8 protein-coding genes, 2 tRNA genes and 3 rRNA genes are annotated in these 16,044 nt (G+C 55.9%); 6 read left to right on the plus strand and 7 right to left on the minus strand.

Annotation, left to right across the window (positions count from 1 at the left end; genetic code table 11):
- Positions 1 to 3: 3 nt before the first annotated feature.
- Positions 4 to 1,539, plus strand: coding sequence for a multidrug efflux MFS transporter permease subunit EmrB (gene emrB, locus AC6I8I_RS14755; protein WP_312057558.1), 1,536 nt, complete (start codon positions 4 to 6; stop codon positions 1,537 to 1,539).
- A gap of 36 nt (positions 1,540 to 1,575) precedes the next feature.
- On the opposite strand, the gene AC6I8I_RS14760 is transcribed toward emrB, so the two are convergent.
- The gene (locus AC6I8I_RS14760) at positions 1,576 to 2,757 is read right to left on the minus strand and encodes a tRNA/rRNA methyltransferase (protein WP_312759120.1); all 1,182 of its coding nucleotides are present in this window, start codon (positions 2,755 to 2,757) and stop codon (positions 1,576 to 1,578) included.
- Between the two features lie 158 nt (positions 2,758 to 2,915).
- Between AC6I8I_RS14760 and trxC the strand changes: the two genes are divergently transcribed.
- From trxC to AC6I8I_RS14785, 5 genes are all read left to right on the plus strand, one after another.
- Positions 2,916 to 3,335 (plus strand): thioredoxin TrxC, encoded by a 420-nt coding sequence (gene trxC, locus AC6I8I_RS14765; protein WP_312057556.1) that lies wholly within the window; start codon positions 2,916 to 2,918, stop codon positions 3,333 to 3,335.
- Between the two features lie 81 nt (positions 3,336 to 3,416).
- The gene (locus AC6I8I_RS14770; protein ID WP_497828015.1) at positions 3,417 to 4,094 is read left to right on the plus strand and encodes a tRNA-uridine aminocarboxypropyltransferase; all 678 of its coding nucleotides are present in this window, start codon (positions 3,417 to 3,419) and stop codon (positions 4,092 to 4,094) included.
- Between the two features lie 137 nt (positions 4,095 to 4,231).
- Positions 4,232 to 6,889, plus strand: a complete 2,658-nt coding sequence (locus AC6I8I_RS14775) for a bifunctional acetate--CoA ligase family protein/GNAT family N-acetyltransferase (RefSeq protein WP_312759124.1) — start codon at positions 4,232 to 4,234, stop codon at positions 6,887 to 6,889.
- A 117-nt stretch (positions 6,890 to 7,006) separates the two neighbouring features.
- Positions 7,007 to 8,362, plus strand: coding sequence for a CDP-diacylglycerol--serine O-phosphatidyltransferase (pssA, locus tag AC6I8I_RS14780; protein ID WP_312759143.1), 1,356 nt, complete (start codon positions 7,007 to 7,009; stop codon positions 8,360 to 8,362).
- A gap of 26 nt (positions 8,363 to 8,388) precedes the next feature.
- Positions 8,389 to 8,706 (plus strand): YfiM family lipoprotein, encoded by a 318-nt coding sequence (locus tag AC6I8I_RS14785; RefSeq protein WP_312057548.1) that lies wholly within the window; start codon positions 8,389 to 8,391, stop codon positions 8,704 to 8,706.
- Between the two features lie 22 nt (positions 8,707 to 8,728).
- Here AC6I8I_RS14785 and AC6I8I_RS14790 read toward each other — a convergent pair whose 3' ends face one another.
- The 6 genes from AC6I8I_RS14790 to AC6I8I_RS14815 form a co-directional block, all read right to left on the minus strand.
- Positions 8,729 to 10,018 carry an MFS family transporter gene (locus tag AC6I8I_RS14790; RefSeq protein ID WP_312057546.1) on the minus strand — a complete coding sequence of 430 codons (1,290 nt, stop codon included), beginning with the start codon at positions 10,016 to 10,018 and terminating at the stop codon, positions 8,729 to 8,731.
- A 267-nt stretch (positions 10,019 to 10,285) separates the two neighbouring features.
- Positions 10,286 to 10,401: ribosomal RNA gene (gene rrf / locus AC6I8I_RS14795) — 5S ribosomal RNA — on the minus strand.
- A gap of 210 nt (positions 10,402 to 10,611) precedes the next feature.
- Positions 10,612 to 13,518, minus strand: a 23S ribosomal RNA gene (locus AC6I8I_RS14800).
- A gap of 210 nt (positions 13,519 to 13,728) precedes the next feature.
- Positions 13,729 to 13,804 (minus strand) — tRNA-Ala (locus tag AC6I8I_RS14805).
- A gap of 142 nt (positions 13,805 to 13,946) precedes the next feature.
- Positions 13,947 to 14,023, minus strand: a tRNA-Ile gene (locus tag AC6I8I_RS14810).
- A gap of 73 nt (positions 14,024 to 14,096) precedes the next feature.
- Positions 14,097 to 15,636 (minus strand): 16S ribosomal RNA (locus AC6I8I_RS14815).
- Together the 16S, 23S and 5S rRNA genes with 2 tRNA genes alongside form the textbook arrangement of a ribosomal RNA operon.
- Positions 15,637 to 16,044 lie beyond the last annotated feature (408 nt).

Consider the following 16,044-nt stretch of genomic DNA (forward strand, 5'->3'; position numbering starts at 1 on the left):
GTAATGGCACAAAAACCGCTTGAAGGGATGCCGCTGGTCTTAATGACCATTGCGCTGTCGCTGGCGACGTTCATGCAGGTACTGGACTCGACCATCGCCAACGTCGCCATCCCCACTATCGCCGGTAACCTCGGTGCCTCGAACTCGCAGGGCACCTGGGTCATCACCTCGTTTGGCGTCGCCAACGCCATTTCGATTCCGATTACCGGCTGGCTGGCAAAACGCATCGGTGAAGTGAAGTTGTTCACCTGGGCTACCATTCTGTTTGCTATCGCCTCGTGGGCGTGCGGCATGTCAGAAAGCCTTGAGATGCTGATTTTCTTCCGCGTGCTGCAGGGGATCGTTGCCGGTCCGCTGATCCCGCTGTCGCAAAGTCTGCTGCTGAGCAACTATCCGCCGGCCAAGCGCAGTATCGCTCTGTCGCTGTGGGCGATGACGGTGATTGTGGCCCCGATCTGCGGCCCGATACTCGGTGGCTGGATCAGTGATAACTATCACTGGGGCTGGATCTTCTTCATCAACGTGCCGATTGGCGCAGTGGTGGTGATGCTGACGCTGCAAACCCTGCGTGGCCGGGAAACCAAAACTGAAATCCGTCCGATCGATATGGTCGGACTGGTGTTGCTGGTGGTCGGGATTGGCTGTCTGCAGGTGATGCTGGACCGCGGTAAGGAGCTGGACTGGTTCAGTTCAACCGAGATCATCGTTCTGGCGGTGGTGGCGGTGATTGCGCTGGCTGTGCTGCTGGTGTGGGAGCTGACCGACGACCACCCGATTGTCGATCTGTCGCTGTTTAAGTCGCGAAACTTCACCATCGGCTGCTTATCGATCAGTCTGGCGTACATGCTCTACTTCGGCTCGATCGTACTGTTGCCGCAGCTGCTGCAGGAGGTCTACGGCTACACCGCCACCTGGGCGGGACTGGCCTCGGCACCGGTGGGGATTTTGCCGGTGATCCTGTCGCCGATTATTGGTCGTTTCGCCCATAAACTCGATATGCGGCGGCTGGTCACCTTCAGCTTCATTATGTATGCCGTCTGCTTCTACTGGCGCGCTTACACCTTTGAACCGGGGATGGATTTTGGCGCATCGGCATGGCCGCAGTTTATTCAGGGCTTTGCGGTCGCCTGCTTCTTTATGCCACTGACCACCATTACGCTGTCAGGCTTAGCCCCGGAGCGACTGGCGGCGGCATCCAGCCTGTCGAACTTTGTGCGTACGCTGGCCGGCTCGATTGGTACCTCGATCACCACCACCATGTGGACCAATCGCGAGTCGATGCATCATAGCTATCTGACCGAGTCGATTACGCCGTACAACGTTAATTCACAACAGATGTACAGCCAGCTGGAAAGTATGGGAATGACGCAGCAGCAGGCGTCAGCGTATATCGCCCAGCAGATAACCAATCAGGGGTTGATTATCTCGGCAAATGAGATTTTCTGGGCGTCGGCGGGGGTGTTCCTGATCCTGCTGATACTGATTTGGTTTGCCCGTCCGCCGTTTGGTGCCGGCGGCGGCGGCGGTGGCGCGCACTAACCTCAGACAGCAAAACGGGCCTTTCGGCCCGTTTTTTTATGCGTTCTGACGCCACCATTCGGCGAGCAGCACGCCGGTTGCTACCGAAACGTTGAGGCTTTCAACGTTGCCGGTGCCGCCAATCGACACGCTCATGTCACCCTGCTGGAAGGCGCTGTCAGACAGACCTTCACGTTCCTGACCCAGCACCAGCACCATTTTGGCCGGCAGTTCCGCTTTCGCCAGCGGCGTACCCTGATGGCTGGAGGTGGTAACGATGGTGTAACCGGCTTTACGGAACGCTTCGAGACCTTCACCGAAGGTCGCGCCGCTGATAGCCTGCACGTGTTCCGCGCCGCCTTCAGCAGTTCGCACCGCGGCACCCGATTCCAGCAGTGAGGCATCGTTGACCAGCAGACCTTTCACACCGAAATGCGCGCAGCTACGCATGATTGCACCGAGGTTGTGCGGGTTGCTGACGTCTTCCAGCGCCAGCACGCAATCTTTGGCGCTCGCCTGGCTCAGCCATTCTGACACGGCCATACCCATACGTTTTTTGATCAGGAAGCAGACGCCGCCGTGATGCTCAGTGCCAGAGGCTTTAGTGATCTCCGCATCTTCGACCACGTGGTAAGCTTTGCGGTTCGCCGCCAGCCAGCGCAGCGCTTCGCGGAAACGCGGCGTCACTTCCTGAATAAACCAGGCGCGCACAATCGCTTCCGGACGGCTCTGGAACAGTGCCTGACAGGCGTTCTCGCCATAGACGCGCGTCTCTTCCATACGCTGACGACGGATCTGCTCGGGATCGACAAAGCTCTTACCGCTGATGCCACCGTGATCGGGCTTATCACTTTCGGTCGCAGCCGGACGCTCTGACGGCGCGCGCGAAACGGTACGCCACGGCGAGTCGCTGTTGCTGTAAGCGCCGCGATTATCATCGGCGCGCTCGTTACGGCGGCCTGCACCTTCACCGCTACGGCGTGGCGCACCACGACCGCCTTCGTCGCGACGGGCAGAACCGCTGCGGGCACCGTCATCGTTACGACGGCCGGCAGAGCGTCCGCCCTCTTCATTACGTTCAGTGCGGGGGCCAGAAGAACGACGATTATCATCCTGACGGGCAGCGGGACGGCCACCTTTGCCGGTACGAGGATTTGGCGCACGCGCGCTGCTATCATCCTCGCCACGCACGTACATCACTTTGACCTTGCCGCTTTTGCCTTTAAATTCGTCGTTCATATGTTCCTCCTGCATTGAGAGCGCGCAGATTACCTGATGTGCTGGCGCTTAGCTATCAACTATTGAACCTATAGAGCGATCCAGATTGAGAGGGCATTCGCCCCCTTTCATAATGGACAATATTACCAGAATGACACATTCCAATATCAGAGGTTTCTATGAATACGGTATGCGCTTCCTGCCAGGCAACCAATCGCGTTCCGGAAGAACGGCTTGCCGAAGGCGCAAAATGTGGTCGCTGTGGAAATGGATTATTTGATGGCGAAGTGGTGAGCGCGACTGCCGCCACCTTAGATAAGTTACTGCAGGACGATTTGCCGGTGGTCGTCGACTTCTGGGCGCCGTGGTGTGGTCCGTGCGTCAACTTCGCGCCGGTGTTTAAAGAGGTTGCCAGCGAGCGCAGCGGCAAGGTTCGCTTTATTAAAGTGAATACCGAGGCCGAACCGGCACTCAGCAGCCGTTTTCGCATTCGCAGCATCCCGACCATTATGCTGTTTAAGAACGGTGAGATGGTTGACATGCTGAATGGCGCGATGCCCAAAGCGCCGTTCAACGAGTGGCTGGACGAGTCACTCTAATCCGCTAAGGCCAGCGCTGCTGGCCTTTTCCTTTTCGGCGGCGCTTCGATTACACTGTGGTTTTTCCTGCCCTGAATACTCATGTCTGATAATGCTGTTTTGCGCTTGCGCACCCAACGCCTCGCCCGTGCCACCCGCCCTTTTCTTGCGCGCGGCAATCGCGTGTTACGCTGCCAGGGCTGTCTGCTGCCTGAGAAGAACTGTCTGTGCGATGATATCGTGCCGCAAACCGCGCGCAGCCGCTTTTGCCTGGTGATGTTTGATACCGAGCCGATGAAGCCGAGTAATACCGGTCGCCTGATTGCCGATATCCTGCCCGATACCCAGGCGTTTGGCTGGTCGCGTACTGAGCCGGACCCGCTGCTGCTTGAGGCGGTGCGCAATCCTGATTATCAGCCGCTGGTGGTGTTCCCGGCCGCCTATGCCGACGCCGATCGCCCGGTGCTGACCGCGCCGCCTTTGAGCGGCAAGCCACCGCTGTTTATCATGCTGGACGGCACCTGGACCGAAGCGCGCAAAATGTTCCGCAAAAGTCCGTGGCTCGACGCCTTACCGGTGATGTCGCTGACGGTTACCGCCCCGTCGCGCTATACCCTGCGCGAGGCGCACGGCGTTGGCCAGCACTGTACCGCTGAAGTGGCGGCGGCGCTGCTGGAGCAGGCGGGCGACAGTCAGGCAGCTCGGGCTTTATCCCATCATTTTGAACAGTTCCGTGCCGCCTATCTGGCGGGCAAACCGCATCACGCACCCTCCGCGTAAGCGATGCAGTCAGTCAGCGGATCGATCGGTTGATCGATCCGGCAGGGTCTTCCGGTTGCTCAGCCTGCGATCTGCCCGAAAGCACTGACGGCGAAAAGCGTTTACAATCACGCAAATCCCGATCTCTGGAGGGCGAGATGAGCCAACGCGGACTGGAAGCGCTGTTAAGACCCAAATCAATTGCGGTAATCGGCGCCTCGGTAACGCCGGGACGTGCCGGTTACTTTATGATGCGCAATCTGCTGGCCGGTGGTTTTAGCGGCCCGGTATTGCCGGTGACGCCAAAATACAAAGCCGTCAGCGGCGTGCTGGCCTGGCCTGATATCGACAGTTTACCGTTCGCGCCGGACCTGGCGATCATCTGCACCCATTCAAAACGTAATCTGACACTGCTGCAGCAGCTGGGTGAAAAAGGCTGCAAAGCCTGCATTATTCTCTCCGCTCCCGCCAGTCAGCGGGAAGAGCTGCAGGCCTGCGCCAGCCAGTGGCAGATCCGGCTGCTGGGGCCGAACAGCCTCGGGCTGCTGGCACCGTGGCAGGGATTAAACGCCAGCTTCTCGCCGGTGCCGATTGCCAAAGGCCGCATTGCGTTCATTTCACAATCCGCCGCCGTCTCCAACACCATTCTTGACTGGGCGCAACAGCGTAATCTGGGCTTTTCCTGGTTTATCGCGCTGGGCGACAGTCTTGACACCGATGTCGATGACCTGCTCGACTTTCTGGCGCGCGACGGTAAAACCAGCGCCATCCTGCTTTATCTCGAACATCTCAGCGATGCACGGCGCTTTGTTTCCGCCTCGCGTAGCGCATCACGCAATAAACCGATCCTGGTGATCAAGAGCGGCCGCAGCCGTCAGGCACAGGCGCTGCTCGGCAGCCACAGCGGGCTAGATGCGGCCTGGGATGCCGCCATTCAGCGTGCTGGCCTGCTGCGGGTGCAGGATACTCATGAACTGTTCTCCGCCGTCGAGTCGCTGAGCCACATGCGGCCGCTGCGTGGTGAGCGATTAATGATCATCAGTAACGGTGCTGCACCTGCCGCGCTGGCGCTGGATGAACTGTACGCGCGTAACGGTAAACTGGCCCAGCTCAGCGATGAGATGCGTCAACAGCTGGAAACCCTGCTGCCAGCCGGTGCCGGTCACGGCAACCCGCTGGATTTGAAGGATGATGCCACGCCGGATCGTTACGTGGCCTGCGTGAAGTGCCTGCTCGACAGTCATGAGCTGGATGCGCTGATGATTATTCATGCGCCGAGCGCGGTGGCACCCGCCACTGAAACCGCCGAGCGTCTGATTGCCGCCATTGCTGCTCATCCGCGCGGCAAACAAATCACCCTGCTGACTAACTGGAGCGGCGAATTTTCCTCCCAGGCGGCGCGTCGTGCGTTTACCCAGGCCGGGATCCCGACCTGGCGCACGCCCGAAGGCACCGTGACGGCATTTATGCATCAGGTCGAATATCGACGCAACCAGAAGCAACTGCGTGAAACCCCAGCCCTGCCGGCCAGCCTGACCCAGGACAGCGCCCATGCCCACCAGCTGCTATCGCAGGCGCTCGACCGCGGCATTACGGCGCTCGATACCCACGAAGTCCAGCCGGTATTGCAGGCCTATGGGCTGGCAACGCTGCCGACCTGGATCGCCAGCGACAGCGCCGCAGCGGTAGCCATCGCCGATCAGATTGGCTATCCGGTGGCGCTGAAGCTGCGCTCGCCGGACATCGCGCATAAATCAGATGTGCAGGGCGTGATGCTCTACCTGCGCAATGCCAGCGAGGTAGCGCATGCGGCCGAAGCCATTTTTGATCGGGTCAGGCAGACGCTACCGCAGGCGCGGATTGAAGGCCTGCTGGTGCAAAGTATGGCGAACCGTGCCGGTGCTCAGGAACTGCGGGTGGTGGTAGAACAGGATGCGCTATTCGGCCCGATCATTATGCTGGGCGAAGGCGGCGTGGAGTGGCAGGCCGATAAACAAGCCGCCGTTGCGCTGCCGCCGCTGAATATGACCCTGGCGCGCTATCTGGTGATTCAGGCAATCAAGAGCGGCAAAATTCGCAGCCGCAGCGCGCTGAATCCACTGGATATTGCCGGCCTCAGCCAGCTATTGGTGCAGGTTTCCAACCTGGTGGTTGACTGCCCGGAGATTCAGCGGCTGGATATTCATCCGCTGCTGGCGGCGGGCAACGACTTTACGCTGCTGGATGTCACCCTGACGCTGGCACCGTTCCATGGCGATAACGAAGCGCGCCTGGCAATACGCCCCTACCCGCAACATCTTGAGGAGCAGGTTCAGCTCAAGGATGGGCAAAGCTGCCTGTTCCGCCCTATCCTGCCCGAAGATGAACCGCTGCTGCGCGACTTTATCAGCCAGGTGACCAAAGAAGATCTCTATTACCGTTACTTCAGTGAAATCAGCGAGTTTACCCATGAGGACCTCGCCAATATGACGCAAATCGATTACGACCGTGAGATGGCGATTGTGGCGGTGCGTCAGCAGCAGGGACGGTCGGAGATCATTGGTGTGACGCGTGCCATCTCCGATGCTGACAATATTGACGCCGAGTTTTCGGTGCTGGTGCGCTCCGATCTCAAAGGCCTCGGCATGGGCCGACGGTTGCTGGAAAAGATGATCCGCTACACCCGGCATCACGGCTTGCAACAATTGAACGGTATCACTATGCCGCATAATCGCGGCATGATTACCCTGGCGCGCAAGCTCAACTTTGATGTTGATATTCAACTGGATGACGGTATTGTCAGCCTCAAACTGTCGCTGCAGGATGCGTTAAGCTAACCTTGTAGAGAAAGGTAAAAAACGCCCGGATCGCGACAGTTGATGTTATTATTTGTCGTTATGACCCTGATTTAATGGCAAAAGGCCATGCAATGAACAGAGAAGAAGTGCACTGTGATGTTGTCTAAATTTAAACGTAATAAACACCAACAACACCTCGCACAGTTGCCGAAACTGTCACAATCCGTTGCGGATGTGTCGACGCTTTACTCGCCTGCTGAATTTCGTCAGACGCTGCTGGAGAAAATCGCGGCAGCGCAGTCCCGTATTTGCATCGCTGCACTTTACCTTGAAAACGACGATGCGGGTCGGGCGGTGATGAACGCCCTGTATGCGGCAAAACAGGCCCGGCCAGCGCTGGATATCTCTATCCTGGTCGACTGGCATCGGGCGCAGCGTGGGCGTATTGGCGCGGCGCGCGGCCTGACCAATGCCGACTGGTATTGTGATCTGGCGACCCAACACGCTGATATTGCCATCCCGGTGTATGGCATTCCGGTCAATACGCGTGAAGCGCTGGGCGTGCTGCACCTGAAGGGTTTCATCATTGATGACGAACTGCTCTACAGCGGTGCCAGCATCAATGATGTTTATCTGCATCAGCATGATAAATATCGTTATGACCGCTACCAGATTATCCGCAACCCGCAGCTGGCTGACACCATGTATGCATGGATTAACCTCAACCTGAAGCAGGCTGAGGCCGTCAACCGGCTCGATTTTGCCGAGCGCCCTTCCAGTCCGGAAATCAAAAATGAAACGCGTCAGTTTCGACAGGATTTACGCGGCTTCAACTATCAGTTTGAGGGCAATGCCAGCAATGAAGAGCTGGCGGTGACGCCGCTGGTCGGCCTGGGCAAGCATAGCCTGCTCAATAAAACGATCTTCCACCTGATGCCCTGTGCCGAGCAGAAACTGACTATCTGTACGCCTTACTTTAACCTGCCAGCCTTACTGGTACGCAATATTATCCATCTGCTGCGGCAGGGTAAGCAGGTTGAGATCATTGTCGGTGATAAGACCGCCAACGACTTCTATATCGCCCCGGATCAGCCGTTTAAAATTATTGGCGCGCTGCCCTATCTGTATGAAATCAACCTGCGTCGCTTCATGAGCCGGTTACAGTACTACGTTACTAACGATCAGCTGGTGGTGCGGTTATGGAAAGATGGTGATAACAGCTATCACCTTAAGGGAATGTGGGTGGATGACGAATGGCAGCTGATTACCGGCAATAACCTTAATCCGCGCGCCTGGCGGCTCGATCTGGAAAATGCGGTGTTGATCCACGATCCACTACAACAGCTGGCGGATCAACGCGAAAAAGAGCTGACGCTGATTCGTCAGCACACCACGGTGGTGAAGCATTTCCGCGAGCTGGAGAGCATTGCCGATTACCCGGCTAAAGTCCGTAAGTTGATACGTCGTCTGCGCCGGATCCGCATCGACCGGTTAATCAGCCGTATTCTTTAATCGTCGTCGCCGACGAGGCATCCGCTATGCGAATTTTGTTGTTTGCTGTGCTGTTGTGTAGTGGGTGTGCTCATATGGCAGACGATCGGTGGACCGGGCGGGATAAAACGCAACACTTTGTTGCCTCTGCTGCTCTGGCCGCAGCGGGCACTGAATACGGTCAGCGTCAGCATCTCTCCACCCGTCAGAGTCATACGCTGGGGATTATGCTTTCGCTTAGTCTCGGGGCGGGAAAAGAGTGGTATGACAGCCGCCCATCAGGGAGCGGCTGGAGCTGGAAAGATTTTGCCTGGGATGCCGCCGGTACCGCCAGCGGCATCGCCTTATGGAACCTCAGCCAGTGAGCCGTTTCAGCCAGTGAGCCGGTTACAAGCTGATTCCTTTTCCCCGCTTGTGCAGCAACAACGACACCACAAAGGCCACTGCGCCCATGGCGGAGACATACCAGAAGAAGGTGGTCTCAATCCCCTGCTGCTTCATCAATAACGCCACATACTCCGCCGATCCGCCAAAGATGGCATTTGCTACCGCATAAGAGAGCCCTACGCCTAATGCCCGCACCTGAGGAGGAAACATTTCCGCTTTCAAAATGCCGCTGATGGCGGTGTAGAAACTGGTGATCAGCAGCGCCAGCATGATTAACAGGAACGCGACGCCCGGACTCTGGACACTTTGCAGCAAGGTCAGAACAGGCACGGTACAAATAGCGGCACCGGCACCAAAAATCATCATTGAAGTGCGACGGCCAATTTTGTCAGACAGCGCACCAATAGCCGGCTGCAGCAACATGAAGACCAGCAGCGCGCCGGTCATCAGGCCGCTGGCAGTCTTAGGATCCATTCCCGAAGTGTTGACCAGATACTTTTGCATATAGGTGGTAAAGGTATAGAAGCTCAGCGATCCGCCAGCGGTGAAGCCCAGCACCATCAGGAACGGGCGGGTATGATTGCGTAACAGGCCTATCACGCTGCCCGCATCGCGGTGCTGACGGCTGCTTTGGTCTGAGGTTTCTTCCAGTGAGCGACGTAACCACAGCGCCACCACGGCCAGCAAAGCACCGAGGAAAAATGGAATGCGCCAGCCCCAGCTGCGCAGCTCTGCATCGCTCAGCACAAACTGCAGCACCACTACCGTCAGCACTGCGGCCAGCTGACCGCCGATTAAGGTGACATACTGAAAAGAGGCATAAAAACCTTTGCGTCCTTCCAGCGCCACTTCGCTCATGTAAGTCGCGCTGGTGCCATATTCACCGCCAACGGATAATCCCTGGAACATTCGCGCCAGCAGCAGAATGATCGGTGCCGCGATGCCAATGGCGTCATAGCCGGGTAAACAGGCGATCACCAGCGATCCGAAACACATCATGCACACTGAGATCAGCATCGCGCTCTTGCGCCCGTGCTTGTCACCGATATAACCAAACAACCAGCCGCCAATAGGACGCATCAGGAATCCGGCCGCAAAGACGCCAGCCGTTTGTAATAGCTGCGTGGTGGTATCGCCCTGCGGGAAGAAGATGTGGGCAAAATAGAGTGAAAAGAATGAGTAGACGTAGAAGTCGAACCACTCGACCAGGTTACCCGATGACGCGCCAACGATAGCCCAGATGCGCTTTTTCGTATCGTCTGTCTGATCTTTATTATTTATAGGAGTCATGCCTTGCCTCTGTTCCTTGCTGATCAACAGCATTTAAAGAAGTGAGTAAAGCATTTAAGCCCACCGAAGGTAAAGGCGGTCTATTCTGAGATTATAAATGTGAGCCGCCTCGCTAATTGCAGCAAAATCAGCGGGTTGTTCAGGGCTGCCTGCCCCAGTTTTGCCTGACAAAGGTGGTATCAGAATGGGTAGACGGGGTGAAAATCAGCGATCTGCGGACGTAAAAAAGCCCCGCACTTCCGTGCGGGGCTTCTTCACTTGTTTGATGCCTGGCAGTTCCCTACTCTCGCATGGGGAGACCCCACACTACCATCGGCGCTACGGCGTTTCACTTCTGAGTTCGGCATGGGGTCAGGTGGGACCACCGCGCTACAGCCGCCAGGCAAATTCTTTGTGCTCTGTCCTGTGTCTTCTGTGCTGATGCTGCGTTGGCCGCCCTCGCGCTACTCCGTCACATACGTCAGTATGCTCCTTCGTATCGCTCGGTTGCCGCCTTGCCTCAGCGCAGAATCCTGCGGACATGACTCCGCGGGACACAACTTTATCCGGTCACAAGCTGAAAATCTGTCCCTCAAAAACGCCTCTGGCGTTGTAAGGTTAAGCCTCACGGGTCATTAGTACCGGTTAGCTCAACGCATCGCTGCGCTTACACATCCGGCCTATCAACGTCGTCGTCTTCAACGTCCCTTCAGGACCCTTAAAGGGTCAGGGAGAACTCATCTCGGGGCAAGTTTCGTGCTTAGATGCTTTCAGCACTTATCTTTTCCGCACTTAGCTACCGGGCAATGCCATTGGCATGACAACCCGAACACCAGTGGTGCGTTCACTCCGGTCCTCTCGTACTAGGAGCAACCCCCCTCAATTCTCCAGCGCCCACGGCAGATAGGGACCGAACTGTCTCACGACGTTCTAAACCCAGCTCGCGTACCACTTTAAACGGCGAACAGCCGTACCCTTGGGACCTACTTCAGCCCCAGGATGTGATGAGCCGACATCGAGGTGCCAAACACCGCCGTCGATATGAACTCTTGGGCGGTATCAGCCTGTTATCCCCGGAGTACCTTTTATCCGTTGAGCGATGGCCCTTCCATTCAGAACCACCGGATCACTATGACCTGCTTTCGCACCTGCTCGAGCCGTCACTCTCGCAGTCAAGCCAGCTTATGCCATTGCACTAACCTCACGATGTCCGACCGTGATTAGCTGACCTTCGTGCTCCTCCGTTACGCTTTAGGAGGAGACCGCCCCAGTCAAACTACCCACCAGACACTGTCCGCACCCCGGATCACGGGGCCACGTTAGAACATCAAACATTAAAGGGTGGTATTTCAAGGTTGGCTCCACGCGGACTGGCGTCCGCGCTTCAAAGCCTCCCACCTATCCTACACATCAAGGCTCAATGTTCAGTGTCAAGCTGTAGTAAAGGTTCACGGGGTCTTTCCGTCTTGCCGCGGGTACACTGCATCTTCACAGCGAGTTCAATTTCACTGAGTCTCGGGTGGAGACAGCCTGGCCATCATTACGCCATTCGTGCAGGTCGGAACTTACCCGACAAGGAATTTCGCTACCTTAGGACCGTTATAGTTACGGCCGCCGTTTACCGGGGCTTCGATCAAGAGCTTCTCCTTGCGGATAACCCCATCAATTAACCTTCCGGCACCGGGCAGGCGTCACACCGTATACGTCCACTTTCGTGTTTGCACAGTGCTGTGTTTTTAATAAACAGTTGCAGCCAGCTGGTATCTTCGACTGGCTTCGGCTCGGGGAGCAAGTCCCTCCACCTACGCGCCAGCGTGCCTTCTCCCGAAGTTACGGCACCATTTTGCCTAGTTCCTTCACCCGAGTTCTCTCAAGCGCCTTGGTATTCTCTACCTGACCACCTGTGTCGGTTTGGGGTACGATTTTGTGTTACCTGATGCTTAGAGGCTTTTCCTGGAAGCAGGGCATTTATCACTTCAGCACCGTAGTGCCTCGTCGTCACGCCTCAGTGTAAAGTGAACCGGATTTGCCTGGAACACACACCTACACGCTTAAACCGGGACAACCGTCGCCCGGCTGATATAGCCTTCTCCGTCCCCCCTTCGCAGTAACACCAAGTACAGGAATATTAACCTGTTTCCCATCGACTACGCCTTTCGGCCTCGCCTTAGGGGTCGACTCACCCTGCTCCGATTAACGTTGAACAGGAACCCTTGGTCTTCCGGCGAGCGGGCTTTTCACCCGCTTTATCGTTACTTATGTCAGCATTCGCACTTCTGATACCTCCAGCAGCCCTCACAGGCCACCTTCGACGGCTTACAGAACGCTCCCCTACCCAACAACACATAAGTGTCGCTGCCGCAGCTTCGGTGCATGGTTTAGCCCCGTTACATCTTCCGCGCAGGCCGACTCGACCAGTGAGCTATTACGCTTTCTTTAAATGATGGCTGCTTCTAAGCCAACATCCTGGCTGTCTGTGCCTTCCCACATCGTTTCCCACTTAACCATGACTTTGGGACCTTAGCTGGCGGTCTGGGTTGTTTCCCTCTTCACGACGGACGTTAGCACCCGCCGTGTGTCTCCCGTGATAACATTCTTCGGTATTCGCAGTTTGCATCGGGTTGGTAAGCCGGGATGGCCCCCTAGCCGAAACAGTGCTCTACCCCCGAAGATGAGTTCACGAGGCGCTACCTAAATAGCTTTCGGGGAGAACCAGCTATCTCCCGGTTTGATTGGCCTTTCACCCCCAGCCACAGGTCATCCGCTAATTTTTCAACATTAGTCGGTTCGGTCCTCCAGTTAGTGTTACCCAACCTTCAACCTGCCCATGGCTAGATCACCGGGTTTCGGGTCTATACCCTGCAACTTAACGCCCAGTTAAGACTCGGTTTCCCTGCGGCTCCCCTATACGGTTAACCTTGCTACAGAATATAAGTCGCTGACCCATTATACAAAAGGTACGCAGTCACCCCCATAAAGAAGGCTCCCACTGCTTGTACGTACACGGTTTCAGGTTCTGTTTCACTCCCCTCGCCGGGGTTCTTTTCGCCTTTCCCTCACGGTACTGGTTCACTATCGGTCAGTCAGGAGTATTTAGCCTTGGAGGATGGTCCCCCCATATTCAGACAGGATACCACGTGTCCCGCCTTACTCATCGAGCTCACAGCCTGTGTGTTTTTGTGTACGGGAGTATCACCCTGTACCCTGCGACTTTCCAGACGCTTCCACTAACACACAAGCTGATTCAGGCTCTGGGCTGCTCCCCGTTCGCTCGCCGCTACTGGGGGAATCTCGGTTGATTTCTTTTCCTCGGGGTACTTAGATGTTTCAGTTCCCCCGGTTCGCCTTGCAGCACTATGTATTCATGCTGCAATGATGCACTGAGTGCACCGGGTTTCCCCATTCGGACATCGACGGCTGTAGCGGTTCATATCACCTTACCGTCGCTTTACGCAGATTAGCACGTCCTTCATCGCCTCTGACTGCCAGGGCATCCACCGTGTACGCTTAGTCGCTTAACCTCACAACCCACAGGCGTTTTTCAACGCTGCGTGCTGCAAGCATTTGAGAGACTCGAACGCATCGCCTTGTTATTCCCTATTACGGAGGAATAACGCGCTGCGTCGTTTCAATTTTCAGCTTGTTCCGGATTGTTAAAGAGCATAATACTTCGCAGCACACCGTTGCCGGTACGCTCTGAAGTATTTTTCAGAAAAAACAGTTAAACGGTATGGTGGAGCTAAGCGGGATCGAACCGCTGACCTCCTGCGTGCAAGGCAGGCGCTCTCCCAGCTGAGCTATAGCCCCATACAGTTACTGCAGAGACCACTACTACCACTCAACCGAGTACATTCCGTAAGAAATGCAATTCGTGCTCAGGCAAGGCATGTTTTCGCGCAGCATAGTGAACTATGCGAGCCGGAAACATAACGCAGCATGAGTGCGAATTTGGTAGGCCTGAGTGGACTTGAACCACCGACCTCACCCTTATCAGGGGTGCGCTCTAACCACCTGAGCTACAAGCCTGTAGAGGTTTTTTCTGCTCGTTACTTTTTATCAGACAATCTGTGTGAGCACTTCGCCGGAAGGTATCTTCAGGTAAGGAGGTGATCCAACCGCAGGTTCCCCTACGGTTACCTTGTTACGACTTCACCCCAGTCATGAATCACAAAGTGGTAAGCGCCCTCCCGAAGGTTAAGCTACCTACTTCTTTTGCAACCCACTCCCATGGTGTGACGGGCGGTGTGTACAAGGCCCGGGAACGTATTCACCGTGGCATTCTGATCCACGATTACTAGCGATTCCGACTTCACGGAGTCGAGTTGCAGACTCCGATCCGGACTACGACGCACTTTGTGAGGTCCGCTTGCTCTCGCGAGGTCGCTTCTCTTTGTATGCGCCATTGTAGCACGTGTGTAGCCCTACTCGTAAGGGCCATGATGACTTGACGTCATCCCCACCTTCCTCCGGTTTATCACCGGCAGTCTCCTTTGAGTTCCCGACCGAATCGCTGGCAACAAAGGATAAGGGTTGCGCTCGTTGCGGGACTTAACCCAACATTTCACAACACGAGCTGACGACAGCCATGCAGCACCTGTCTCAGCGTTCCCGAAGGCACCAAGGCATCTCTGCCAAGTTCGCTGGATGTCAAGAGTAGGTAAGGTTCTTCGCGTTGCATCGAATTAAACCACATGCTCCACCGCTTGTGCGGGCCCCCGTCAATTCATTTGAGTTTTAACCTTGCGGCCGTACTCCCCAGGCGGTCGACTTAACGCGTTAGCTCCGGAAGCCACTCCTCAAGGGAACAACCTCCAAGTCGACATCGTTTACGGCGTGGACTACCAGGGTATCTAATCCTGTTTGCTCCCCACGCTTTCGCACCTGAGCGTCAGTCTTCGTCCAGGGGGCCGCCTTCGCCACCGGTATTCCTCCAGATCTCTACGCATTTCACCGCTACACCTGGAATTCTACCCCCCTCTACGAGACTCAAGCCTGCCAGTTTCAAATGCAGTTCCCAGGTTAAGCCCGGGGATTTCACATCTGACTTAACAGACCGCCTGCGTGCGCTTTACGCCCAGTAATTCCGATTAACGCTTGCACCCTCCGTATTACCGCGGCTGCTGGCACGGAGTTAGCCGGTGCTTCTTCTGCGGGTAACGTCAATCGACGCGGTTATTAACCGCATCGCCTTCCTCCCCGCTGAAAGTACTTTACAACCCGAAGGCCTTCTTCATACACGCGGCATGGCTGCATCAGGCTTGCGCCCATTGTGCAATATTCCCCACTGCTGCCTCCCGTAGGAGTCTGGACCGTGTCTCAGTTCCAGTGTGGCTGGTCATCCTCTCAGACCAGCTAGGGATCGTCGCCTAGGTGGGCCATTACCCCGCCTACTAGCTAATCCCATCTGGGTTCATCCGATAGTGAGAGGCCCGAAGGTCCCCCTCTTTGGTCTTGCGACGTTATGCGGTATTAGCCACCGTTTCCAGTGGTTATCCCCCTCTATCGGGCAGATCCCCAGACATTACTCACCCGTCCGCCACTCGTCACCCAAGAGCAAGCTCTCTGTGCTACCGTCCGACTTGCATGTGTTAGGCCTGCCGCCAGCGTTCAATCTGAGCCATGATCAAACTCTTCAATTTAAGTTTGATTTGCTTAAACAAGTTAAGCGGTGCTCATCTGTAAAACGTCATAATGAATTTCATTATGTGTTCACTCGTGAGACTTGATATTTTTTACGTCCGGAGACGCTGATATCAATCCTGCGAGTGCCCACACAGATTGTCTGATAAATTGTTAAAGAGCAGTGCGAACAGCGGGTTAACCGTCTGTCGCGAGGTGGCGTATATTACGCTTTCCTCCCTCAGAGTCAACTTCTTTTTCAGAAGCTTTTCTCCGGCGGCGCAGTCTCCTGTGCCTGCTGACCCGTCTCTCCGTAAGCCGGTGTTCCGTGTCAGTGGAGGCGCATTATAGGGAGTTTCCGGAGGCTGACAAGTGCAAATTTAAACTTTTTAACTGAACGTTCACTTTGTGTGCATCATGGCGAAAAA

The organism is Pantoea sp. X-Soil-YNGN-775, from assembly GCF_059730575.1.